This is a genomic window from Moheibacter stercoris, from assembly GCF_040545805.1.
In the GTDB taxonomy this organism is placed as follows: Bacteria; Bacteroidota; Bacteroidia; order Flavobacteriales; family Weeksellaceae; genus Moheibacter; species Moheibacter stercoris.
In genome coordinates, this window is record NZ_JBEPMO010000017.1 from 23846 (window position 1) to 48763 (window position 24918).

Sequence of the window (24918 nt, forward strand, 5' to 3'; positions counted from 1 at the left end):
GTATGAAGAAGAAAATTTGGAAGAAGATGTTGATAGGATTGGGTATTTTCTTGTTGTTATTTCTTGGTGGTGTATTTGCTTATATGCAACATCCGAAATTTGGTAAATCGCCTTCGGGTGACCGATTGAAACGTATGGAACAATCCAAAAATTATCGGGATGGGCAATTTCATAATTTAAGTGAAACGCCTGCTTTGGCAGAAGGAACTTCTGTTTGGAAAATATATTATGATTTCTTATTCAAATCTTTTCCTAATAGCAATCCGATTGACTCGATTCCATCGGTAAAAAACGATTTGAAGAATTTGAAACCCGAAGAAAATGTTTTCGTATGGTTTGGACATTCCTCTTATTTCATCCAATTGAATGGAAAGAAGTATTTAATTGATCCTGTTTTAAGTGGAAATGCTTCGCCCGTAGCGGGAACCAATAAATCCTTTGCAGGATCTGAAATGTATACCGTAGAAGATTTGCCTGAAATCGATTATTTATTGATTACCCACGATCATTACGACCATTTGGATTACGAAACAATTTTGCAACTTAAACCAAAAGTCAAGAAAGTCATTACAGCACTTGGTGTGGGAGCGCATTTGGAATATTGGGGCTTTAAACCAGAAAACTTAACGGAATTGGACTGGAAGGATTTTGTAGAATTCGAAAATAACATCAAATTGACTGCGGTTCCAGCGCGACATTTTTCTGGTCGAACTTTTAAACGAAATGCAACGCTTTGGACTTCGTTTGTTTTGGAGGTGGGTGAAATGAAAATTTTCATCGGTGGAGATTCCGGATATGATCCATATTTCGAATTGATTGGAGAAGAATTTGGACCTTTTGATTGGGCAATTTTGGAGAATGGGCAATACAATGAAAAGTGGAAATACATTCATTTTTTACCCAATGAAACCGTACAAGCTGCGAAAGATTTAAAAGCTAAAAAAGTAATACCTGTCCATAATTCCAAGTTTAAATTGGCGCAACACGCTTGGTGGGAACCTTTGGACAAATTCACAGAAGAAGCACAAAAGCAAAATCTAAACTATGCAACTCCCAAAATCGGGGAATTGGTCAATTTAAATGACTCTCTCCAAAATTTCACGAAATGGTGGAAAGATTTGAAATGATAAATTCTATTGTTAAATAATCGATAAAAAAGTTTCAAATAGGCTATTTTTGTAGAATTGGAAAGCTTTTTGTTATTGCTCTAAAAAATTATTTTTCTTGTTAGCACACACCGTTTATCAGCACGAATTTTCAAAAGAATGGATCACCTTCATCCACGGTGCAGGAGGAAGTTCCGCCATATGGTTCAAACAAATTCGAGAGTTCAAAAAGCATTTTAATGTTTTATTGGTTGATTTACGTGGACATGGACGATCTAAATCCAATCTGAAATCATTATTTGAGAAACGTTATTCATTTGATTCCATATCCAATGATGTGGTAGAAGTTTTGGATCATTTAAATATTCAAAAATCTCATTTCGTTGGTATTTCTCTAGGAACTATCATCATTCGTCAAATTGCCCAAAAACACCCCGAAAAAATGGTTTCAATGGTCATGGGTGGTGCTGTGATGAAATTGAATTTCAAAGGGAAAGCATTAATTTTTATAGGGAATATGTTTAAAAATGTAATTCCTTATATCTTTCTTTACAAGATTTTGGCATTTGTCATTATGCCCAAAAATACCCACAAAGAATCGAGATTGTTATTCATTCGCGAAGCCAAAAAATTGTATCAAAAGGAATTTTTGAAATGGTTCAAATTGACGGCAGATGTTTTCCCCTTACTTCGAATTTTTAGACAAGAAGAATTAAATATTCCAACCTTTTACATAATGGGAAGGGAAGATCATATGTTTTTACCGAGTGTACAAAAAATTGTGCAACGACATTTTAGAACATCTGAATTGTATGTGGTGGAAAATTCTGGTCACGTGGTCAATGTCGATCAGCCGCAAGTTTTCAATCAGAGGGTAATTGAGTATATACATCGTATTACAAACTAGGCTTTTCGATGAGATTATTAATTTTTTGTTTTATCATTATAATTTATAGTTGTTCTGCCAAAAGGTTTTCTGAAGATAAAAAGGATGATTTCTTTAAAGAATTTCAACTGGTTACCAATAACTCAATGCAGATTACTACAGAAAAATCATTTTTAATTTTTAATACAAACAATAAGGACGAATATTTTCCATATGATTCCATAAACAAAACCTATTTTTTAGTGGAATTTGATTCTGACTCAGTTTGGATTCAAGGATTTTACAAAAATGAAGAATTTTCAAAAATCGGCACAACCATAGATATCCTACCAAACCTAAATGATTCTTATTTAATCGAATTAAAAAATGAGAAATTAAATCCTTTTACTTTAGATAATGGAGATGTGGTTACAGTAAGAAATTCAAGTATAGATAGAATATTTTGTAGAATTCAGAATTTTGAATTTTTTAGAACTGTAAATTATTTTGATATAGAAAATTACGAAGAATTTCAAAATATTAATTCGGATATTAATCTAAAATCAAAGTCCTTTGAACTAAGTTCTGATTTGAGATTTCTTATTATTAGTTATTTGGTTAAGATTAATAAAATCTATTAATTAGTCTTCATTTATTTTTTTTTATCCTCTTTTTTCTTGCGAGAAACAACTCATCCCAAAAATTCCACAGTTCATCCCAAAGTTTTTTGATACATTTAATTGGTGAGCGAATTTTGTTTCATCAAACAATAAAATTTACAACTATGTATCAACTAATCTTTGTTATTTTCTTATTGGTTTCCAGTATTTTCATTCCTGTACAAGGACAATCAAAATATGAAACCGAAATGGAAAAAGCTTTGACTTCTATGAATGAAGCCAAAACGTCAGATGATTTTGAAAAAGTCGCTCAACATTTTGATCGAATCGCAAAAGTGGAAAAGGAAAATTGGTTGCCTTTGTATTATGGAATGTTCATTCGTGCCATTAATGCATTTGGAATGGAGAAAGATCCAGCCATTAAAAAAGTCGATGAATTAGAAGGAATGTATTCTCAATTGGAAACTTTAAATCCCAATCAATCCGAATTGTTAACCTTACGTGCTTTGTTCCGAACGGTGAAAGTAGCCAAGGATCCGATGACCTACGGTATGTCGCTTTCTGGTGCGATTATCAAAGATTATGAAGATGCCTTAAAATTAGATCCCAACAATCCGCGTGCGATGTATTTGATGGCGCAATACAATATGGGCGGTGCCGAATTTTGGGGAAAAGATCCCAAAGATTATTGTCCGCAAATCGAAAAAGCCAAAACTTTATTTCCAGCTGAAAAACCGAATAACTTTGAACCCAATTGGGGCGAAGAACAAGTAGATGAAATTTTAAACTCGACTTGTAAGAAATAATTTCAAATTCTTTCGAAAAAATGACCAGTTTAAAAGTCCATATTCGCTATTTATTCCTCATCATCCTACTATTCACGGTATTTTCATTAGCATCCTTTGTGGTGAATAAAAGTGAGATTCCTTCTTGGGAAAAAATCATTCGATACTTTGGCTGGACTTGCTTTTACACGATTCCTTTGTATGCTGCCAACGGATTTATTTACCATCAATTGGATATGAGGATTCCCGACGGTAAATGGGAAGCTTACGTGAAGAAATTTGGATTAGGATTGTTTTTCAGTAGTTTGATAAGTGTCATCATTGGCGGTTTTTTGTTCGTTTTGAATATGGTTATCAATGGGAAAACCTTTGAAGAAGCCATCTTTTGGATTTTTACAGCGGAAGCATTTGAACAAATCAAACGCTTAATTTGGATTTCGGCTTCTATTGCCTTTACAATTTATTTGATTCGATTTATTCTCAACTATCAAGCCGATAAACTTAAGGAACAAAAGGAAAAATACGTCAAAATCACAACCGAACATGAATCGTTGAAATCCCAAATTGGTCCGCATTTTTTGTTCAATAGTTTGAATGTCTTGAATGGATTGATCGATGAAAACCCAGACAAAGCCCAAGAATTTGTAGGCGAATTGTCTTCTATTTATCGGTATGTTTTGGAACAAAAAGACAAATCCTTGGTTTCGGTAGAAGAGGAGTTGAACTTTAGTCGAACCTATATGAATTTGGTCCAAAAGCGTTATGAAGACGGATTGGAATTTGAAATTATAGGAGAAGCCAATCCCGAATTGAAAATCGTACCGCTTTCGCTTCAAATATTATTGGAAAATACGATCAAACACAACCGAATTTCTTCGGATGAACCTTTGCGTGTTCGAGTGGAATTGAAAGATGATGAATTGTTGATTGTCAATAATTTACAAAAGAAAAACAAATTAACCGAAAGTACTGGAAAAGGTCTCAAAAATATTAAGGAACGCTACAGCGCTTTTTCCAATCGAAATGTGGAAATTCAAGAAACAGAAACCGAATTTCTTGTGAAACTACCATTACTTTCAGAAAAAATAATCGCTATGGAAATCGATAACGAATATACAGAAGAGGAAATTTTAAACGCCAAAAAGCGAATCGAAGATTTGGAAGGATTTTATTGGAATTTTGCGAGTTATATCGTGGTCAATATTTTCTTTGTCTTTTTGGATTTGCGCGATGGAAGCTATGATTGGTCCTATTGGCCCTTGATGGGTTGGGGAATGGGTGTCGCTTTTCACGCCATTGAAGTGTTCGGATTTTTTAATAATAAATCTTGGAAAGATCGAATGATCCGTAAAGAATTGGAACGAAGAAAAAGAGAACGTGCAGAATTTAAAAATAATTTCTAAACCGATGAATGCAGAAAATAATAAACTTGGAAAACAAGAATTTGAATCTGTGGTGAAATCAGTGGAAGAAGTTCATAAATTTTATTTGATTCTTTTTACCTATGTGGTAATGGTCGCTTACCTCAATTGGTTGGATTTACGTGATGATGCTTATACGTGGGCCTATTGGCCAACTTTTGGATTTACCTGCAGTATGATTTGGTTTGCGGCGGTGATGTTACCGTTCAAACGCAAATCCAAATTAATTCAAAAAGAATTAAAAGATTCCATAATTTCAAATACAATTGAAATGAAAACAGAAGAAAATTATTCGGTTCGGGAATATGAACGAGCCAAAAAAGTCGTCGAAGAAAAAATAGGATTTTACATTCATTTGACGGTTTATTTGATTGTCAATGCATTTTGTGTGTATTTAAGTTTGTTTCATAGCAATTATTTCTGGGCTACTTGGACCATTTTCGGATGGGGAATTGGCTTATTTTTTCACGGATTACGCGTTTTTGGAACAACTGCCAATTGGAAATGGCGCGAAAAACAAATTCGAAAAGAAATAGAAAGACAACGTCAAAATCGCGAAAATTTAAAGCAATAAATTCAATGAAAACCCTCATTATTGAAGACGAAAAACCTGCAGCAAGGTATTTGGTGAAACTTTTACAAGAAGAAGGAATCGAACCTTTGGCAATGCTCAATACGGTGAAAGAATCGGTGAATTGGTTTCAAAATAACCCCGAACCTGATTTGATTTTTCTCGATATCCAATTGAGCGATGGCATCAGTTTCGAAATATTTGAACAAGTTCAACCCAAAAGTTCGATTATTTTTACCACAGCTTATGACGAATATGCCTTAAAAGCGTTCAAATTCAATAGCATTGATTATTTGCTGAAACCAATTAACAAAACTGATCTTCGCAATGCCATTGGAAAATTTAAGGAACGGCAAAGTCCAGTGGTTTGGGATGCGTTTCAATTGCAATCTTTGCTGACCAATAATTTTGACAACAAATACCGCGAACGTTTTTTAGTCAAAGTAGGAGCGAATTTAAAAACCTTGCAAGTCGATCAGATTTCTTGTTTTTATTCGAAAAACAAAGGAACCTATTTAGTGAACGAGAATCGCGAATATCCGATTGAACAAACTTTAGGTGATTTGGAAACCCAATTGAATCCCAAAGAATTTTTCCGTATTAGTCGAAATGCCATTGTGAATCTTCGACATATCGATAATATCACGAGTCATTCGGGAAGTCGCTATCAACTGTTCATCAAAAATCTGGATGAAGAATTGATCGTGAGTCGCGAGCGTGTAAACGATTTTAAAATTTGGTTGGAGAAATAAAAAAAAGCTGGAATTATCCAGCTCAATATTTTTCTAATCGAATTAAAATTAATCTTTCAAAGATTGCATGTCAATCACGAAACGGTATTTGATATCGGCTTTTACAACACGATCCCAAGCTTCGTTAATATTTTGAATGTTGATCATTTCAACTTCTGGTAAAATATTATGCTCTCCACAAAAATCCAACATTTCTTGGGTTTCTTTAATTCCGCCAATTAGTGAACCCGCAATATTACGTCTTTTGGTTACCAATAATCCGCTATGTAAAGGGTCAATCGGTTCAATCGCACCAACCATCACCATTGTTTTGTCGCGTTTCAATAATTGGATGTACGGATTTACTTGATGCCCAACTGGGATTGTATTCAGCAAAAAGTCGAATGAATTGGCATGTGCTTTCATCATTTCAGCATCTGTGGACAATAAAACTTCGTCGGCACCCAATAATTTGGCATCTTTTCCTTTTTCGGGAGAAGTCGTAATCATCACAACTTGCGCTCCTAATGCTCGAGCAAATTTAATTCCCATATGACCCAATCCACCCAAACCAATGATTCCGACTTTATGGCCTTTTTTCACTTTCCAATGCATCAAAGGAGACCAAGTGGTAATTCCTGCACATAGGAGAGGAGCGACTTTGGAAATATCTAAATTGGTTGGAATTCGCAAAACATATTGTTCATCCACAACAATTTGTTCAGAATAGCCGCCCAAGGTATGACCACCCGAAATTCTATCGGGACTGTTGTAGGTTCCGGTCATTCCATTTTCGCAATATTGTTCCAATCCTTCTCCACAAGAGGGACAAGTTCGGCAAGAATCGACGATACAGCCCACACCCACCAAATCACCTTCTTTGAAATTTTGAACTTCGGAACCAATTGCGGTTACGCGACCGACAATTTCGTGTCCAGGAACAACTGGATATTTCGCTGGTCCCCATTCGCTTCTCGCGGTATGAATATCGCTATGACAAACACCACAATAAAGAATTTCGATTTGAACATCTTTGGGTAGAACTTCTCTTCTCGAAATTTCCAATGGTTTTAATTCTTCGGTAGCCGAATGACTTCCGTATGCTTTTATTTGATTCATTCTAATTTTATCTTTATTTCAATAATTCTTCTAAAAATAAGAGCGTATGGTTCCAAGCTCTTTTGGCCATTATTTCGTTATAATCGTTGGATTCAGGATTGGTAAAAGTATGACCACAATGCGCATATTGGATGATTTGCCAATCGGCTTGCGATTCGTTCATTTCTAGGATGAAATTGTCAAATTCCTCTTTACTGACGGATTTGTCTTCCGCAGGATGTTCCACCAAAACTTTGACGTTGATTTTTTCATTGGGTCTATTTCCTGATTTTGCCAAACCACCGTGAATGCTCACTGCACCTTGAACGGGCATATTGGCACGAGCAACTTCCAATGCACCTGTTCCACCAAAACAATAACCAATTACGGCAATTTTTTGAGGGTCTGCACCTTGCTTAATCAATTCTTGCAAAGCCAATTGAATGCGATGCTGATAGGCTTTATAATCTTCTTTGTATTGCGTGGCAATTTTGGCAGCCGATTGATTATCGGTCGGAATATTTCCTTCGCCATAAATATCTGCAATGAAGGCAATGTACCCTTCTTTTTCTAAATCCAATGCTGCTTGTTTGGATTCATTGTCAATTCCTTTCCAAGCAGGTAGAATTAATACTCCTGGAAGTTTTTGTCCCGCATTTTCGGTAACCATACCGTTTAGTTTTTGTTTTCCATCTTGGTAGGAAACCGGTTTTAAATTTTGAGCTGCCAAGAAGGAAAATTGCATGGCAAAAGCGAAAAATAATACGAAATATTTCATTTTTGTATATTTTGAGATTCTATCAAAGGTAGGGATTTGGAGGGAAAAGGTTTTCTTTATAACAGCATTAATAATTAATTGGCTGAAATCCATTTCTAGATAAAAAAAATCCGAACTTTGCAGAATTACGTAAGAGAAAGATGTCAGAGCCGAAAAGAATATTTGATTTACTGCGAATTCAGCAACAACTAACACCCGGAATTTCCATTTATAATTACAAAGAAAATGACCAATGGAAAGGGATTTCAACCAAAGATTTTATTGAAAAAGTAAATGAAATTTCCAAAGGATTAATTGCCTTAGGAATTCAACCTCATGACAAAGTTGGTTTGATCAGTGAAAATCGATTGGAATGGAATCTAATGGATTTTGCCATTCAGCAAATTGGGGCAGTTGTCGTCGCTATTTATCCGAATATTTCCGATCAAGATTACGAATTCATTCTGAACGATGCTGAAATCAATTTCTGTTTCGTGAGTTCAGACAATTTATACCATCGATTAGAAATATTGAAATCAAAAGTTTCTACATTAGATTCAGTTTTTACTTTCAATCCCTATTTCCATATTCCCAATTGGAATGAAGTGATCGAATTGGGAAAATCAATTTCAGATGAAGAATTGAATCAATTGATGAACCAAGTTCAAACAAAAGATTTGGCTACTTTGATTTATACATCTGGAACCACTGGAAATCCCAAAGGAGTTATGCTGTCGCATGAGAATTTATTGGCAGATGTAATCAGTTCTGAATATTCATTTCCTGTTGTGGCTTATGATAAGGCATTGACGTTTTTACCGACTTGCCATGCCTATGAACGTGTTTTCCATTACGTCTATATCAAAATGGGTTTGCCTATTTTCTATGCACAGTCGATGGAAACGATTGGTGAAGATATTCGTGATGTGAAACCACAAATTTTTTCAGCCGTTCCACGCGTATTGGAAAAGGTGTATGAGAAAATTATGGACAAAGGACATTCCTTGACAGGATTGAAACGAAAATTGTTTTTCTGGGCGATTGCATTGGGAGAACAATATGATTTGGACGAATCTAAATTTTCAGTTTGGTATCGATTTCAATTAAAATTAGCGCGAAAGTTGATTTTTTCTAAATGGAAAGAGGCGCTTGGTGGTGAAATCAAAGGAATTGCTTCTGGAAGTGCGACTTTACAAACCCGACTATTGAAATTATTCTTAGCTGCAGGAATTCCAATTTACGAAGGATATGGTTTGACAGAAGCTGGGCCTTGTTTGTCAGTGAACTGTTTAAAACGAGGAATGAAAATCGGAACTGTTGGTTTACCATTGGTTGGTATTGAAATAAAATTAGCTGAAGACGGTGAAATCCTTGCCAAAGGAAAAAATATCATGATGGGCTATTATAAAAATCCGACGGCGACGGATGAAGTTTTGAAAGATGGATGGTTGCATACGGGTGATATTGGCGAATGGGTAGATGGTCGATTTTTGAAAATTATTGACCGGAAAAAAGAAATGTTCAAAACCTCAGGCGGTAAATATGTAGTTCCGCAACAGATAGAATCGAAATTAACAGAATCTGATTATATTTTACAATCCTTAGTCATTGGAGAATCGCGCAAATTTCCATCAGCATTGATTATTCCAAATTTTGAAAAATTGAAAGAGGAATTGGATCTGTCCAATATCAAAAATGAATTGATGATACAAGATCCTCGTGTTTTGGATATTTTAGAAAAAGTAGTTTCAAAAGTCAATCAAAATTTCGGGAATTGGGAACAAATCAAACGATTTCAATTATTACCCAATGAATTTACCATTGAAACGGGAGAATTGACGCCAACCCTTAAAAATAAGCGAAAGGTCATCGAAAAGAAATTTGAAAAAGAAATTGATTTGATGTATTGAGTGGAAAACCTCATCACAATTCAATTTTGCCTAAATACCATACTTACCGTACATCAAGATTTCTGAGGTGAAACTGCCGTAAATTTGTATAAAACTTAAAGATATGGAATTAGGAATCGGAATGTTCGGAGATTTGACGTTTGATAGACAAACCAATCAATTTCAATCACCTAAACTTAAATTACAAGAAATCGTTGAACAAGTAAAATTGGCCGACGAATTAGGAATCGATGTGTTTTCCATTGGAGAACATCACCGTGCTGATTATGCAGTTTCATCACCAGAAACCATCTTGGCAGCATTGTCAACCGTGACAAAAAATATAAAATTGGGAAGTGGAGTTTCGGTTTTGAGCTCAACAGATCCTGTAAAATTATACCAAGACTTTGCAACAGTGGATTTATTGTCCAATAATCGCGCGGAAATCATTGCCGGACGTGGCAGTTTCATCGAATCTTATCCTTTGTTTGGATATGATTTGAAAGATTACAATGCTTTATTTGAAGAAAAATTGGATTTGTTGCTTCATTTGAATAAAAACGAAGTCATCAATTGGGAAGGGAAATATAGAGCGCCAATTGTAAACCAAACCATTTATCCGCGTCCAGAAAGGAAAATTCCAGTTTGGATCGCAGTAGGAGGAACGCCTGAATCTGTAATGCGTGCAGCTCGATTGGGATTGCCAATTATTTTCGCCATCATTGGTGGGATGCCAAGACAATTCAAACCGTTGATTGATTTCTACAAAGAACAATATATAGCTCATGGACACGATCCAGCGCAAATGCAAGTTGCTGTTCATTCGCACACCTTTGTGACCGATTCTCATGAAGATTTGATTCGCCATTATTATCCGTATTATGCGGCACAAATGGACCGAATTGGAAAAGACAGAGGATGGCAACCATATACCAAAATGCAATTTGAAGGTGGAATGAGTCCAGAAGGTGCTTTGTTTATGGGAGATTCTCATCAGGTTGCAGAAAAAATGATCAAAACCATTGAATTATTTGGTTTGACTAGATTCATTGCCCATATTGACATTGGAGGTCCAACTCATTTGGAAATGATGAAAGCAATTGAATTGTATGGAACCCAAGTTGTACCAGAAGTTAGAAAAGCAATCCAGCAATAGTTTTTTATTTTTTATGGTTAGAATTGACGAAAGATTGATTTTTTCGTCAATTTTTTTTTCAGAAATGTATTTTTCATTTCATTTTCAAAGCTTCGCTAGGTTCAATATATTTGCGGAAACGCAGAATTTGAAATACACCGTTTCCATTTTTGTATTAGTCCTCCTAAGTTTAGTCATGCTATTCCTCAATTTAAATAGTGGAAATGCATCTATTTCCTTGATGGACATTTTTCAAGATGAAACAGCTCAAAAACTTATTGTGGATTATCGATTACCCAAATCTTTAGCTGCCATTCTAGCTGGAATCGCGTTGCCAATAAGTGGATTGTTATTACAAGAATTATTTCGAAATCCATTGGCAGATCCTTCCGTTTTAGGCATCACATCTTCCGCTGGATTGGGAGTTGCAATGATTATTTTTGCTAGTTCCATAGCCGGATATTTTGGTTTCGTAAACAATCCGTGGATCTTAAGCATTGCATCCTTTGTCGGAGCATTGATTGGATTATTGGTGATTGGATATTTTTCGACAAAATTGAAATCCACGGCTAGTTTAATCATTGTCGGAATGATGATAGCAGGATTTTCTTCGGCTATTATTGGAATTCTTCAATTTTTCGCACCTTCAGAAAAAGTCAAAACCTATTTGTTATGGACGTTTGGCTCTATATCAGGTTTAAATTGGACACAAGTTTTGGTTTTTTCCTTGATGGTTGGTTTGGGAATTTTGATTTCTTGTTTTACCTTAAAAGGTATAATGGGATTGCGATTGGGAGAACAATATGCACATAGTATGGGAATTCCCATTAAGAGACTAAGAACCTTGATTCTTTTATCATCCGCTATTTTAACCGCAGCAACTACTGCTTTTGTTGGGCCAATTGCTTTCATCGGTTTAGCGATTCCGCACATCGTTCGTATACTTTTCAAAGAAACGCAAATACTCAAACAATTTGTATTGGTCATGGGAACGGGTGTCGTTTTTATGTTGACGATACTCTGGATTTCCCAGCTATTTGAAACGGGAACTTTGCCTATTAATATTATAACAAGTTTAATGGGTGCGCCTTTTGTGATGAGCATCATTTTACGAAAATCTAATTTTAAATGGGATGAATAAACCCTTATTGGAAATAGAAAATTTAAGTGTTGGCTATCGTTCTCCGATTGTTCAAAATTTAAATGCATCTATATTTCAAGGTGAATTTGTGGGCTTAACAGGTCGAAATGGTTCCGGAAAGAGCAGTTTACTAAAAACGATTTTAGGACTTCAACCCAATTTAGATGGTTCAATACAATTTTTTGGTGAGGAAGTTCAAGATTGGTCTGTTCAAAAACGTGCAAAAAACATTGCGGTAGTTTTTTCGAGACTTACACACGCTCCAGCGATTTCAGTGTATGAAATGGTAGCATTGGGAAGATTGCCATACCAAACAGGATTTTCGAAATTAACGAAAGACGATCATCAAAAAATCGAAGAGGCGCTAGAATTAGTCGGAATTACTTCATTGGCTTCCAAAATGACCAACAACCTTAGTGATGGACAATTGCAAATGTCGATGATTGCACGTGCTTTGGTTCAAGATACGCCATTGATTGTTATGGACGAGCCGACTTCTCATTTGGATGTTGAAAATCAATTCAAAATATTTGAATTAATTGTCAACTTATCGCAGCAAACGAATAAAACTTTTTTGGTTGCTTCTCATCAAATCGAATTATTACTTCAAAATTCCACACAACTTTGGTGGATAGATCAAGGTGAATTTTTTGCTGGATTTCCAGAGGAAATTGCGTATGAACAAGAAATATTTGAAAAATTGGCACAAGATCAAATTCAGTTTGATTATGAATTGGGAAGATTTCAATACCAACATCTCAAATCTCATACGATTCAATTTTTTTCAGATCATTCCCAATTTGCGTATTGGACCAAACAGGCCTTAGTAAGAAACGGATTTGACATTCAACCGCAAGCTGAAACCAAAATTGAAATCAAGGATCATAAGATTTTGGTGGATTCCCGTACCTTTGAATCGATCAAAGAATTAATACAGTATTTGAATTTAACTTTATGCAAAAGAACATCATCATAACCGGTGCTAGTAGAGGAATTGGTAAAGAATTGGCCAAATTACATCTTGCCAATGGAAACAATGTTTTAGCCATTTCTAGAAACGAATTGAAATTAACAGAATTGAAAGCTTTTGAAAACAATTCAACTTTGACTGTTTTGGCATTGGACATGGCAAATTATTCGGATTTAGATCAAATTACCAACGCAATTTCAAATTGGGATAGAGTAGATGTTTTGTATAACAATGCTGGAACATTGGTCAACAAACCTTTTGCTGAAATTTCGGAATCCGATATTGATTTTTCTATCGCTGTTAATTACAAAGCAGCTTTCCGAATCATCCAATTAGCCTTACCCAAAATGAATGGAAATTCGCATATTGTCAATATTACAACTATGGGAGCTGTTCAAGGATCTGTGAAATTTCCAGGATTGGCAGCATATTCATCTTCAAAATCGGGAATTGTTACTTTAACTGAGTTATTGGCAGAGGAATTTTCAGAAGATCAACCAAGAATAAATGCGATCGCATTAGGGGCCGTTCAAACTGAGATGTTGGAAGAAGCTTTTCCTGGATTACAAGCGCCAATTTCAGCAGAAAAAATGGCGAAGTATTTATATGATTTTGGTCTAGAAGGGCATCAATATCAGAATGGTAAATTACTTCAACTATCAACCACAACGCCATAATATTAACATATTTTTACTTTGAGAATTTGTATCTTCAACGCATAAAAATCAAATCTCATGAAAAAATTTTACTCGAGTATCCTAGCCATTTGTTTAGGGTCTATACTATTTTCCCAAGAATTTACCTTGGAAGAATTTTCTACAGGATTGGTTAATCCAGTAGAAATTGTACATGCAGGAGATGAACGATTATTTGTTGTACAACAAGGCGGTCAAATTATTGTGGTAAATCCTGACGGTTCAAAAAATTCTACTCCTTTTTTAAACATTAGCTCCATTATTTCAAGTGGCGGTGAAAGAGGATTGTTGGGTTTGGCATTTGCTCCTGATTATGCAAGTTCTGGAAGATTTTATGTCAATTATACCAATACTTCTGGTAATACAGTCATTGCTCGGTACACAGTGAGTTCAGACCCAAATATAGCCAACCCATCAGGAACTGTTTTGATGACCATTGATCAACCTTTTTCCAATCACAATGGAGGAAACATTCACTTTGGTCCAGATGGTTACCTTTGGATTTCTATGGGCGATGGTGGAAGTGGTGGAGATCCTCAAAATTACGCACAAAATAAAAATTCCCTCCTTGGAAAAATGCTTCGTATAGATGTAAGTGGTGAAACCTATACGTCACCTTCCGATAATCCATTTGTCGGAACAGATGGTGCAGATGAGATTTGGTCGTATGGTTTGAGAAATGCGTGGAAATTCTCGTTTGATCGAGAAACGGGTGATGTATGGATTGCAGATGTTGGACAAAATGCCATTGAAGAAATCAACAAAATGTCATCTACAGATTTAGGTTTGAATTATGGATGGAGATGTTACGAAGGTAACAACACTTATAATACAAGCGGATGTCCGAGTCAAGAAACCATGACCTTTCCAGTGGCGGTTTACAACCATTCTGGCGGTCGTTGTTCCATAACAGGTGGATATGTTTACAGAGGAGATTTATATCCAAACCTAACAGGAAAGTATTTCTTCGCTGATTATTGTTCGGGTGAAATTGGATGGGTTGATCAAGAAAATAATTTAGAATTTTTAACTGATACGTCAAACTTCTTTGCCACATTTGGGGAAGATCTTCAAGGCGAATTGTATGTAGGAGGATCTGGGAAACTATTCAAAATCGTTGGAGAAGAAGTTGCCAGTGTCCAAGATTTAAATAAATTGAAAATTTCTTTCTTTCCAAATCCGGTTAAGGATGTCTTGAATGTTGAATCCAACAAGAAAGTAGAAGAAATTTCCATCTATAATTTCGAAGGAAAACTTTTAGGTTCATTTAAAGATCAAGCCCAAATTGATGTTTCTCATTTATCAAAAGGTGTGTACATGGTAACTGTAAAATCTGGAAAATTGACCAAAACGCAGAAAATTATTAAAAACTAATTTATACAATAAATAGATCAATCGGTTTCTTGAAGGAGGATGAATTCTCTTTTGAGAAACCGATTTTCATTTCTGTTGAAAAAGAAATCATGTAGAAGTTTACATAAAGTTTAACTAAATAACCTTTTCCTAAACCTTTGCTTACATAAGAATAACCGATACCTAAGCTATTCCAAAAATTATTTCCATATCACATTAAGTCCACTTAATCTATTGTTAAAGTTTTCGAAATAAATCTCCCATAAACAAATGAGACATTCGCGGAAATTTTAATTTTATGAGAGGATTTTTATCGGTTACTTTATTTCTACTCTTTGGTTTACTCTGGGGACAAACCAAAGAATCAGATTTAATTGGGGGAAGTGTCAAATCGCCAGATGGATTTACGCTGAGTGATGTCTTGGTCGAAAATAAAAGCACAGGCTCTGTGGTTTATTCAGATGCAGATGGAAACTTTACCATTGAAGCATCGCCCAATGACGTTTTACGATTTGAACTATTGAATCATGAAACAATGGAATTAAATGTTGGCGCTGATCAGCAATACAACATTGTTTTAAATGAATCGGGTATTAATGAACTTGAAGGTGTCGTGATTACCGCTTTGGGAATTTCCAAAGATGAGAAAAAAGTAGGATATGCTACTCAAGAAGTGGAAACCGACAGAATGGCAAGTATTACCACACCAAGTTTGGGTAGTATGTTTTCTGGAGAAGTCGCAGGTATGAATGTATCCAATCCAACAGGATTGCAGCAAGCACCTGTTATTACGTTACGTGGGAAAAATCCAGTAATTGTGATTGACGGTGTGATTGTCAATACTGAGGCTTATAGCGCACTTAACCAAAATGACATTGAAAACATCAATATTTTAAAAGGAACGACTGCTTCTGCATTGTATGGATCAAGAGGGAAAGATGGAGCAATTTTGGTCACGACCAAAAAAGCCAAAAGAGAAGGTGTTTCTGTGGAATTTTCCCAAAATACGATGTTCACAGCAGGTTATACTGTTTTTCCTGATACCCAAAAAGAATATGGAGCAGGTTCAAACGGTCAATATGAATTCTGGGATGGTGCCGATGGAGGTATCAATGATGGTGATATGATTTGGGGACCAAAGTTTGTTCCTGGAAGAAAAATTGCCCAATGGAATAGTCCTATCTTGGATACCCAAACTGGACAAATCATCGAATGGTACGGAAATGTGGCAGGAACACAATATGATGATCGTACGCGATATCAACGTGTTCCGATCGATTGGAAATACCACGACAATTTGAAGACATTCCTACGTACAGGAAGTATAACCAATACCAATTTTGCTGTCAATTTAAAATCAGAGAAAGGTTCTTTGCGATTAGCAGGTAACTATGTAAACATGGAAGACCGTGTCCCTGAAATGAGATTGAATCGTGGTGGATTGAGTCTAAATGGTGTGTTAAACATTACAGATCGTTTAAGATTAAATTCTAAATTATCTTACAATCGAACCTATTCACCAAACATCCAAAATTATGATTACAATCCAGCCAACTATATCTACACCATTTTGGTTTGGATGGGAGGAGATGTAGACGGAGCAGCTTTGCGCGACAATCATTGGGTTCCTGGAATGGAAGGATATAGACAAGCCAATTTCAACTATGCATGGCACAACAATCCTTGGTTCAATGTACATCATTACCGTAACGAACGTTTAACCAATGTTTTAAATGGTCAAATTGGATTTGAATATGATGCGACAGATGAATTGTCGTTCAAAACAGATGTATCTTTAATCGCTGACGATACCACAAGAGAAATCAAAAGTCCGAAATCTTATTTCAATTATAGCTCTGGACGCGAAGGAAATTATACCGCTACCAAATACTCCAATAATATGTTGGATTATAATTTCATGGGAACCTATACAAAAGATTTATTTCATGGGGATGTCGAAATCATTGCCAATGCTGGAGCTTCTGGAAATTATTGGAAATACAATTACACAAGCTCACAAACAGATGGTTTGATTGTTCCAGGTGTTTACAATTTAGGAAACTCTCAAGGGCAAGTTTCAACCAGCAACCGAATTACAGAGCGATTGATTTATAGTTTGTATGCAACATTAGACATCGGATTGTTTGATGTTTTGTATATGAATGCTTCGGTACGTAATGACTGGAACTCTACATTACCAGCAGAAAACCGTTCGTATTTTTATCCTTCCTTATCTGGATCAGTTTTGTTGAATAATTTATTCAACATGAACAAATCAACCGTTGATTTGGTGAAATTATATGGTTCTTGGGCAAAAGTTTCGGGAGGCTTAGATCCTTATTCTTTGAACAATTATTATGTAACAGGTGAGATGAATTACAACGGAAATCAGTCGGCTTATTATCCGTCCTTATTGGCAAATTCCAATATCAAACCACAAACAACTGAATCTTATGAAGTGGGATTGAGTTCATCTTTCTTCCATAAAAGATTGACTTTGGACATGGCGTACTATCGCACATTGGATTACAACCAAATTATAGCTCTTCCCGTCTCTGAATCATCTGGTTATAATACACGCTATGTAAATGGAAATGAATATACCACCAATGGATTGGAAATTACAGTTGGAATAGTGCCAATAAAAACAGAAAATTTCAATTGGAAAACAACCTTGAATTTTGCAACAAGCGAACAAAAATTAACCGAAATCTATGGTGGACAAGAACGTTTTGGAAACCTTCGTTTAAATGACCGAATTGATTCTTATTACGATTACAAATGGATGACCAATTCCGAAGGTCAAGTGATTTTAAATGCTGCTACAGGTATGCCGACACGCGATCCATATGTGAAATATTTAGGTCATTTCAATCCCGATTGGACTTTTGGATTCAATAATACGTTCAAATACAAAAACTGGAAATTGGACATTGGAATCGACGGAAGTATCGGAGGAGTGATGCGTTCGCAGATTGTTGAGAAATTGTGGTGGGGCGGACAACATCCAAGTTCAACACTTTGGAGAGATCAAGAATACGCATCGGGTCACTATGTATTTGTTCCAAATGGTGTAAATGTTGTGGGTGGAGAAATTGTATATGATGTAAATGGAAATATCCTATCAGACACACGTCAATATGCAGCTCATACAACACCAATCAGCTGGCAAGCTTGGTCGCAAAACTATCCTTACCAAGCAAGAGTTTTAGAAGATGAAGACGAAATGTTTGCCAATGTTTTTGATAGAACCTTCATCAAATTACGCTCAGTTGTACTAGAATATGATTTCACGAGCTTATTAAATCCAAATAGTTTCATCAAAGGAATTTCAGCCAATATTTCGGGTTACAACTTGGCTTTATGGAAAAAATCCAAAGGTTTAATGTCCGATCCAGATTTCCAAATTGGCGGACCTTCTGGTAGCGGAAACGATATTCAAGATCCTTCATCAAGATGGATTGGAATGGGATTCAATGTTAAATTTTAATTCAAACACCAATGAAAAAATATTTTAAAATACTCGCAATTCTAGCTGTAGGTGCATTTACAATCAGTTGCGAATCTGATTTAGACGAAATCAACACCAACCCAAATGACCCTTCACAAGTTTCACCAGAATTGTTGTTGACTTATGCACAACGAAATAGCTTTCAAATCGAAAGCAAAGACCCAAACTATGCTCTGCGTATGTTGGTTTATACTGGTATTGAAAATCAATACCAATACTACAAATGGGCAAATGGAAGTTTTGGCAAATACAATGTTCTGATGAACGTTACCAAAATGATGGAAGAAGCAGAACGTGTTGACAACGAAAATTACTTGGCAATTGGGAAGTTTCTACGTGCGTATCATTTCTATTCTTTAACCATGCGTTTTGGAGAAATACCTTATTCAGAAGCATTAAAAGGAGAAACCGAAGGCTTTTTTCAACCCAAGTATGATACACAAGCTGATGTTTTCGTTGGAATTTTAAACGAATTAAAAGAAGCCAATGATTTAATCAATTCACAAGATCCAATCAATGGGGATATTGTATATGGTGGAGATGCTACGAAATGGAAAAAATTGATCAATACATTTCGTTTGAAAGTGTTGATGACTTTATCCAATAAAGGAACTGTTGGAAATATCAACGTAGCGCAAGAATTTGCCACTATTTACAACACTCAACCATTGATGATGTCCAATCAAGATAGTGGTTTGATGGAATTTTTTGATCAAGCAAACAACCGTTATACATTCTTCAACGATAGTGATTACGGAAGTAGTTTGTATATGTCTGATTCTTTTATTGAATTATTTCAAGAAAGACAAGACCCAAGAATTTTTAGTTTTGCAGAAAGAACAACTTCTGCAGCAACTGCTGGTTTAGCGATTACGGACTTTGATGCTTATAACGGTGGAAATCCAACTGCTCCCTATTCTGATAATGAAATTTTGATTCAACAAGGAAACATTTCCAAAGTAAATGAGCGTTTTTACAAAAATCCAACCAACGAACCATCCAATTTCTTGAGTTATTCAGAACAAGAATTTATGTTGGCCGAGGCTTCACTTAGAGGATGGATTAGTTCCAACGCCAAAGAACATTACGAAAATGCGATTGAATCTTCCTTTGAATTCTATATTTCCAATGTTCCAGATGCGCATTTGTATTTCGAAGGATTTGACATCAATACTTACATCAATCAGCCATTGGTAAACTTGGACAATGCAAATTCAACCGAACAGAAATTAAACTTTGTCATGCTTCAAAAATACATGACCATGTTTCACCAAAATTCATGGACAGCATATTTTGATTATTTGCGTACTGGATTTCCTGAATTGCCACAACAAGCTGGCGTGACTCCACCTTTGAGATGGTTGTATCCAAATTCAGAATACAACAACAATACAGTAAATTTAGAAGAATCCTTGCAACGTCAATTTGGTGGAAACGACAACATTCGATCGATCACATGGTTGTATCAATAAATTATTTTAAAAATTAAAAATATGAAAAGAAAAATATTCGTAGCCTTATTTTGTTTAGGATTGATGTCCTTAAAAGGTCAAGACGACAAAGTTATATTTGTCACATTAGATGGATTGCGTTGGGAAGAATTGTACAAAGGAATTGATTTGGAACTTGCCAAAAACAAAGAATACAACAAAGACATGGAAGCCATCTTGAAGAAATTCGATGCGCCTACCGAAAAAGAAAGAAGAGAAAAATTGATGCCTTTTTCTTGGTCTCATATTGCCAAACACGGTTTGATGATCGGGAACAGAGAAGAAGGAAGCAAGGTTGATTTGACCAATGCCTATCATTTTTCGTATCCAGGATATAGTGAATTGTTTACAGGGTACGCCGACAATGAACGTGTGAATTCCAATAATTATGTGATGAATCCCAATGTCACGGTGATGGAATATTTAAACCAAACAAAAAACTATAAAAATTCTGTTTTGGCTTTCGGAAGCTGGGATATGTTCAACTATATCATCAATGACGAGCGAAGCAAAGTGCCAGTCAATGCAGGTTATATGCATTCTTTGAATCCTAAACCTTCTGAAAAAGAAAGATGGATCAACCAAACGATGGATTTTACTCCGAAAAGATGGGGAACTGTTCGCTTTGATGTGTTCACGAATTTATATGCCATGGAGGCTTTGAAAACCCAAAAACCAAAATTCATGACTGTAAGTTATTGTGAAACCGACGATTTTTCTCACGATGGATTGTACAATCAATACATTACTTCGGCCAATCGTATCGATCAATTTATTCAAGAATTATATGAATATACGCAACAAGATCCTTTTTACAAAGACCAAACAACCTTTGTGATCACAACAGATCATGGTAGAGGTGAAGGCGATGAGTGGAAACATCATAGCAACAAAATTGATGGAGCGGGAGAAACATGGATCATGATTTTCGGACCTAAAACACCAAAAATCAATCCGAAGAACCAATTTTATAACAACCAAATCGCGGCAACTATCGCGAAATTATTGGGTGAAGAGTTCAAATCAGAACAACCGATTGGAAAGCCTATCTTCTAAATCCCTATCATAATGCGTTTGCTCCGGCAAGCAATTCGTTTGCCGGAGTTTTTTTTGCTAATCTTAATTTCATCCAACCTTAATATTTTCCTAACTCCTAAACCATGTAATAGTATTAATTTCAAACCATCATTCAATTCAAATGGAAACCAGAAGATCATTTTTGAAAAAGTCCTCACTATTAGCAGGTTCTACTATATTGGCATCTTCCATGCCCAATTCTATTTTAAAAGCAATGTCTATTGAAGCCGATCCAGGTTCTACTTTTTTAGATGCAGAACACATTGTTTTTTTAATGCAGGAAAATAGATCTTTTGACCATTCTTATGGAACTTTAAAAGGTGTAAGAGGATTCAACGATCCAAGAGCCATCGACTTACCATCAGGTTTGCCCGTCTGGTTTCAACAAAACAAACAAGGGAAATCCTATGTTCCCTTTCGTTTGGACATGAAAAACACAAAATCGACTTGGATGGGTTCTTTGCCACATAGCTGGAAAGATATGGTTGCGGCAAGAAATCATGGGAAAATGGATCAATGGTTGGAAGCCAAAAAACCAGGGAAAGCCGAATACCAACATTTGCCTTTAACAATGGGATATTATGATCGACAAGATATTCCCTTTTATTATGCATTTGCTGATGCATTTACAGTTTGCGATCATCATTTTTGTTCTACATTAACGGGAACAAGTCCCAATAGATCGTATTTCTGGGCAGGTACCGTTCGAGAAAAAGCGCACGATCCCCATTCAATGGCTCATGTTAACAATGGTCAAATTGTTTTCAAAGATGTAAGTTGGAAAACCTATCCTGAACGTCTGGAAGAAGCAGGAATTTCTTGGATGGTGTATCAAAACGAATTGAGCATTCCATCTGGACTAACTTCTGATGAAGACAATTGGTTGTCCAATTTCACCAATAATAACTTGGAATTTCACAAACAATACGGTGTTCGTTTTCATCCTGCTCATTTCGAATGGATGAATAAAGAATTAACAGAAGTTCTATCATACTTAAAAGATGAAAATTTATCCCACGAAGAACGTACGAAATTAATTGACAAGAAAATTCAACTAGAAAAGGATATCATAGAATTTTCACCAGAAAATTTCAAGAAGCAATCTGAATTTTTTCAAAACATTCATCGAAAAGGATTGTTGACCAATACCGAAGATCCCAATTATCGCGAATTGGAAGATGTGGAAATCAACGGTCAAAAATTTAAAGCTCCAAAAGGCGATATTTTTTATCAATTCAGAAAAGATGTCAATGAGGGGAAACTGCCAACCGTTTCTTGGTTGGTCGCACCCTGTAATTTCTCAGATCATCCAGGCGCACCTTGGTTCGGAGCTTGGTATGTTTCAGAAGCGCTCGATATTTTGACAAAAAATCCTGAAATATGGAAAAAGACGATTTTCATTTTAACTTATGATGAAAACGACGGATATTTTGATCATTTACCACCGTATGTTGCACCAAACCTAAATAATACTAAGGAAGGAGCCACTACCAATATTCCGACTGCCGACGAATTTGTAGAAGGAAAAGACAATCTTGGGCTAGGTTTTAGAGTTCCAATGGTTATCGCTTCTCCTTGGACCAGAGGCGGATACGTAAGCAGTGAAGTTTTTGACCTAACCTCCAATTTGCAGTTTTTAGAATATTTCCTCGAAAAGAAAACAGGTAAAAAGATCATAGAAGAAAACATCGGGCAATGGAGGAGAGCTGTATGCGGAAATTTAACATCCGTTTTTAGAGAAGCAAAAGCCGAAAAAGAATCAGCCGATTATCTAATAGATCGTAACGAAACAATTGCTTCAGTTTATGCAGCAAAGGACAAACAAATTCCAACAGTTGTTAAGGGTTTTACCTTGGAAGAACTGAAAAATTTACAAAAGGAAAATAAACTAAACAATCTTCTACCCAAACAAGAGCCTGGGACCAAACCAGCTTGTCCCATTCCGTATAATTTGATGATGAATTTTTATCAAAAACAAGGGCAACCTTCACTTCAGATGAAATCATTGCCATCCAAAATCAATACCAAACCCAATGCAGCAGCACCTTTTCAGGTCTATGATTTAAAAAAGCTAACCCAGAATTTTACCAACCCAATTTTAAACTTTACTGTTTCCATGAATCAAACCTTAGATTTTCCTCTTGATATTATTTCAAATGAATACCATTTCAAAGCATTTGCACCAAACGGATTCTACCGTGAATTCAAAGGAGATAGAAAAAAACATCCAAATTTGATGATTAATCTTATTCCAATTGGAAATCAGCAAAGTCTGCAATTCTATTTTCAGAATCCTCAAAAAGAAAAGTTTACCTTAATGTTAGCTGATAATTCCTACCATCGTAAATCAATGGATATTCAGGTGAAATCAACTGAAGATCAATTATTTGTAGATTTGAAGGATACAAATGGCTGGTACGATTATACCTTGACAATCAAAGGTTTTCCTCAATTTTCGCAAAGATTTGCGGGACATATAGGAAATGGCAATGTCAGTATAACCGACCCATTGATGGGCAATCTAATCAAACCTTAACGAAGGATTTTTTCATTAAAATCGTTGATATTTCATTAGTCGTCTGTTCGCAGGCGACTTTTTTTTCTTTTGGGCGGCTCTCCTTGCTCGACTACTATATAGTATAAAGAAGGAGAGAAAGATCTTGCAACGCGACCGGGCTATCCATTACACTTACGAAGTATGTACCGCAGGTAATCCCTACTGCGAGGAAGTAGGAAGTAGGAAATGTGATGGTGTTTATGTCATTGCGAGCTTCTCGCAGCAATTTATTCATGTCTTGTCATTGCGAGCGCAGCGCGGCAATCTCCCCATTTACTATATTATATATAAGATAATGTATCATCATCAACTATTCCCTTTGCGCCCCTTTGTACTTTCGCGTCCCTTTGCGTCATAATTAAATCAATCCGGTCAGTTATTGCGAGCGCAGCGCGGCAATCTTTCCCAATTCTATTATATATAAGTATAACTTTTCCCTTTGCTGACCTTTTCATCATAAAAACCACCAAAACTTATAAAAACCCTCCATATCCAAAACCTATCAAAACCCCAAAAAGACGATTTCTACCTCAAAATCCCAAACGAAACAAAGAAAACCCCAGAAAGGAAGAAAAAACTTTTACATGTAAAGTTCAGATTGAAAGCGGACTAGGGTTATAAAGCAAAAAACTTTGAAAAAAAGATGTAAAAACATTTGGTGGAACGGAGAAACTGCCCGTATATTTGCACTCCTTTTACGAGAGAAATCAAGTAAAGGGAGCGAAGAAAGAGAGACGTTCATTGTAGGTAGATATAGATTGGGAGTGGCCTTAAAATTTGGTCAAAAAAAATTTTAAAAAAAACTTTCAAAAATATTTGCAGGAATGAAAAAGTTGCTTACCTTTGCACCCGCTTTGAAGCACAAGCGAAGCGATACTGAGAAGTTCATTTGAAATTATAGAAAAGAAGAAAAAAAAGCCAAAAGGAAAAACGGTCAATTCCGATGGCAGGATTCAAGATTCGAAGTCAAAAAATACTTAAAAAATTTTACAACGGAGAGTTTGATCCTGGCTCAGGATGAACGCTAGCGGGAGGCTTAACACATGCAAGCCGAGGGGTATGTTTCTTTCGGGAGACAGAGACCGGCGCACGGGTGCGTAACGCGTATGTAACTTGCCCCATTCACTGGGATAGCCCTTCGAAAGG

The 24918-nt window shown here is 35.9% G+C and carries 19 protein-coding genes and 1 rRNA gene; 18 read left to right on the forward strand and 2 right to left on the reverse strand.

What is annotated here, in order from left to right:
• The first annotated feature begins 2 nt into the window (after window positions 1-2).
• The 7 genes from ABID46_RS11340 to ABID46_RS11370 all read left to right on the forward strand — a co-directional run bounded on the left by ABID46_RS11340 (window position 3) and on the right by ABID46_RS11370 (window position 6120).
• Window positions 3-1127, forward strand: coding sequence for an MBL fold metallo-hydrolase (locus ABID46_RS11340; RefSeq protein ID WP_354510169.1), 1125 nt, complete (start codon window positions 3-5; stop codon window positions 1125-1127).
• Window positions 1128-1224: 97 nt separating this feature from the next.
• Window positions 1225-2013 carry an alpha/beta fold hydrolase gene (locus ABID46_RS11345; RefSeq protein ID WP_354510171.1) on the forward strand — a complete coding sequence of 263 codons (789 nt, stop codon included), beginning with the start codon at window positions 1225-1227 and terminating at the stop codon, window positions 2011-2013.
• An 8-nt stretch (window positions 2014-2021) separates the two neighbouring features.
• A complete protein-coding gene (locus ABID46_RS11350; RefSeq protein ID WP_354510173.1) occupies window positions 2022-2612 on the forward strand; it encodes a hypothetical protein in 591 nt (196 codons plus the stop codon).
• A 143-nt stretch (window positions 2613-2755) separates the two neighbouring features.
• Window positions 2756-3397: a tetratricopeptide repeat protein gene (locus tag ABID46_RS11355; protein ID WP_354510175.1), complete on the forward strand. Its 642-nt coding sequence runs from the start codon at window positions 2756-2758 to the stop codon at window positions 3395-3397.
• A gap of 20 nt (window positions 3398-3417) precedes the next feature.
• The gene (locus tag ABID46_RS11360) at window positions 3418-4779 is read left to right on the forward strand and encodes a 2TM domain-containing protein (protein WP_354510177.1); all 1362 of its coding nucleotides are present in this window, start codon (window positions 3418-3420) and stop codon (window positions 4777-4779) included.
• A gap of 4 nt (window positions 4780-4783) precedes the next feature.
• Window positions 4784-5371: a 2TM domain-containing protein gene (locus ABID46_RS11365; protein ID WP_354510179.1), complete on the forward strand. Its 588-nt coding sequence runs from the start codon at window positions 4784-4786 to the stop codon at window positions 5369-5371.
• A gap of 5 nt (window positions 5372-5376) precedes the next feature.
• Window positions 5377-6120: a LytR/AlgR family response regulator transcription factor gene (locus tag ABID46_RS11370; protein WP_354510181.1), complete on the forward strand. Its 744-nt coding sequence runs from the start codon at window positions 5377-5379 to the stop codon at window positions 6118-6120.
• Between the two features lie 48 nt (window positions 6121-6168).
• Here the strand turns inward: ABID46_RS11370 and ABID46_RS11375 are convergent, their stop codons facing one another.
• Window positions 6169-7218 carry an NAD(P)-dependent alcohol dehydrogenase gene (locus tag ABID46_RS11375; RefSeq protein WP_354510183.1) on the reverse strand — a complete coding sequence of 350 codons (1050 nt, stop codon included), beginning with the start codon at window positions 7216-7218 and terminating at the stop codon, window positions 6169-6171.
• 13 nt (window positions 7219-7231) lie between these two features.
• Window positions 7232-7975, reverse strand: a complete 744-nt coding sequence (locus ABID46_RS11380) for a dienelactone hydrolase family protein (protein WP_354510185.1) — start codon at window positions 7973-7975, stop codon at window positions 7232-7234.
• A 140-nt stretch (window positions 7976-8115) separates the two neighbouring features.
• Here ABID46_RS11380 and ABID46_RS11385 point away from each other — a divergent pair, with 140 nt between their 5' ends.
• From ABID46_RS11385 to ABID46_RS11435, 11 genes are all read left to right on the forward strand, one after another.
• Window positions 8116-9864, forward strand: coding sequence for an AMP-dependent synthetase/ligase (locus ABID46_RS11385; RefSeq protein ID WP_354510187.1), 1749 nt, complete (start codon window positions 8116-8118; stop codon window positions 9862-9864).
• 103 nt (window positions 9865-9967) lie between these two features.
• Window positions 9968-10999, forward strand: coding sequence for an LLM class flavin-dependent oxidoreductase (locus tag ABID46_RS11390; RefSeq protein WP_354510189.1), 1032 nt, complete (start codon window positions 9968-9970; stop codon window positions 10997-10999).
• A gap of 127 nt (window positions 11000-11126) precedes the next feature.
• On the forward strand, window positions 11127-12119 hold the full coding sequence (locus tag ABID46_RS11395) for a FecCD family ABC transporter permease (protein ID WP_354510191.1): 993 nt from the start codon (window positions 11127-11129) through the stop codon (window positions 12117-12119).
• Window positions 12112-13095 carry an ABC transporter ATP-binding protein gene (locus ABID46_RS11400; protein ID WP_354510193.1) on the forward strand — a complete coding sequence of 328 codons (984 nt, stop codon included), beginning with the start codon at window positions 12112-12114 and terminating at the stop codon, window positions 13093-13095. The genes ABID46_RS11395 and ABID46_RS11400 overlap by 8 nt, the downstream gene beginning before the upstream one ends.
• The gene (locus ABID46_RS11405) at window positions 13074-13766 is read left to right on the forward strand and encodes an SDR family NAD(P)-dependent oxidoreductase (protein ID WP_354510195.1); all 693 of its coding nucleotides are present in this window, start codon (window positions 13074-13076) and stop codon (window positions 13764-13766) included. Before ABID46_RS11400 ends, ABID46_RS11405 begins: the two co-directional genes overlap by 22 nt.
• A 57-nt stretch (window positions 13767-13823) precedes the next feature.
• The gene (locus ABID46_RS11410) at window positions 13824-15158 is read left to right on the forward strand and encodes a PQQ-dependent sugar dehydrogenase (protein WP_354510197.1); all 1335 of its coding nucleotides are present in this window, start codon (window positions 13824-13826) and stop codon (window positions 15156-15158) included.
• A 277-nt stretch (window positions 15159-15435) separates the two neighbouring features.
• Window positions 15436-18627, forward strand: a complete 3192-nt coding sequence (locus ABID46_RS11415; RefSeq protein WP_354510199.1) for a SusC/RagA family TonB-linked outer membrane protein — start codon at window positions 15436-15438, stop codon at window positions 18625-18627.
• Between the two features lie 11 nt (window positions 18628-18638).
• On the forward strand, window positions 18639-20120 hold the full coding sequence (locus ABID46_RS11420) for a SusD/RagB family nutrient-binding outer membrane lipoprotein (RefSeq protein ID WP_354510201.1): 1482 nt from the start codon (window positions 18639-18641) through the stop codon (window positions 20118-20120).
• A 21-nt stretch (window positions 20121-20141) separates the two neighbouring features.
• Entirely contained in the window at window positions 20142-21194 is a 1053-nt protein-coding gene (locus tag ABID46_RS11425) for an alkaline phosphatase family protein (protein WP_354510203.1), read from the forward strand.
• 142 nt (window positions 21195-21336) lie between these two features.
• The gene (locus ABID46_RS11430) at window positions 21337-23751 is read left to right on the forward strand and encodes a phosphocholine-specific phospholipase C (RefSeq protein ID WP_354510205.1); all 2415 of its coding nucleotides are present in this window, start codon (window positions 21337-21339) and stop codon (window positions 23749-23751) included.
• 1010 nt (window positions 23752-24761) lie between these two features.
• Window positions 24762-24918: ribosomal RNA gene (locus tag ABID46_RS11435) — 16S ribosomal RNA — on the forward strand; the annotation flags it as partial.

Excerpts from the sequence above, each read along its gene's own strand:
- ABID46_RS11340 (WP_354510169.1), top strand. The coding sequence starts at position 3 with ATGAAGAAGAAAATTTGGAAGAAGATGTTGATAGGATTGGGTATTTTC.
- ABID46_RS11350 (WP_354510173.1), top strand. The coding sequence starts at position 2,022 with ATGAGATTATTAATTTTTTGTTTTATCATTATAATTTATAGTTGTTCT.
- ABID46_RS11355 (WP_354510175.1), top strand. The coding sequence starts at position 2,756 with ATGTATCAACTAATCTTTGTTATTTTCTTATTGGTTTCCAGTATTTTC.
- ABID46_RS11360 (WP_354510177.1), top strand. The coding sequence starts at position 3,418 with ATGACCAGTTTAAAAGTCCATATTCGCTATTTATTCCTCATCATCCTA.
- ABID46_RS11365 (WP_354510179.1), top strand. The coding sequence starts at position 4,784 with ATGAATGCAGAAAATAATAAACTTGGAAAACAAGAATTTGAATCTGTG.
- ABID46_RS11370 (WP_354510181.1), top strand. The coding sequence starts at position 5,377 with ATGAAAACCCTCATTATTGAAGACGAAAAACCTGCAGCAAGGTATTTG.
- ABID46_RS11375 (WP_354510183.1), bottom strand. The coding sequence starts at position 7,218 with ATGAATCAAATAAAAGCATACGGAAGTCATTCGGCTACCGAAGAATTA.
- ABID46_RS11380 (WP_354510185.1), bottom strand. The coding sequence starts at position 7,975 with ATGAAATATTTCGTATTATTTTTCGCTTTTGCCATGCAATTTTCCTTC.
- ABID46_RS11385 (WP_354510187.1), top strand. The coding sequence starts at position 8,116 with ATGTCAGAGCCGAAAAGAATATTTGATTTACTGCGAATTCAGCAACAA.
- ABID46_RS11390 (WP_354510189.1), top strand. The coding sequence starts at position 9,968 with ATGGAATTAGGAATCGGAATGTTCGGAGATTTGACGTTTGATAGACAA.
- ABID46_RS11400 (WP_354510193.1), top strand. The coding sequence starts at position 12,112 with ATGAATAAACCCTTATTGGAAATAGAAAATTTAAGTGTTGGCTATCGT.
- ABID46_RS11405 (WP_354510195.1), top strand. The coding sequence starts at position 13,074 with ATGCAAAAGAACATCATCATAACCGGTGCTAGTAGAGGAATTGGTAAA.
- ABID46_RS11410 (WP_354510197.1), top strand. The coding sequence starts at position 13,824 with ATGAAAAAATTTTACTCGAGTATCCTAGCCATTTGTTTAGGGTCTATA.
- ABID46_RS11415 (WP_354510199.1), top strand. The coding sequence starts at position 15,436 with ATGAGAGGATTTTTATCGGTTACTTTATTTCTACTCTTTGGTTTACTC.
- ABID46_RS11420 (WP_354510201.1), top strand. The coding sequence starts at position 18,639 with ATGAAAAAATATTTTAAAATACTCGCAATTCTAGCTGTAGGTGCATTT.
- ABID46_RS11425 (WP_354510203.1), top strand. The coding sequence starts at position 20,142 with ATGAAAAGAAAAATATTCGTAGCCTTATTTTGTTTAGGATTGATGTCC.
- ABID46_RS11430 (WP_354510205.1), top strand. The coding sequence starts at position 21,337 with ATGGAAACCAGAAGATCATTTTTGAAAAAGTCCTCACTATTAGCAGGT.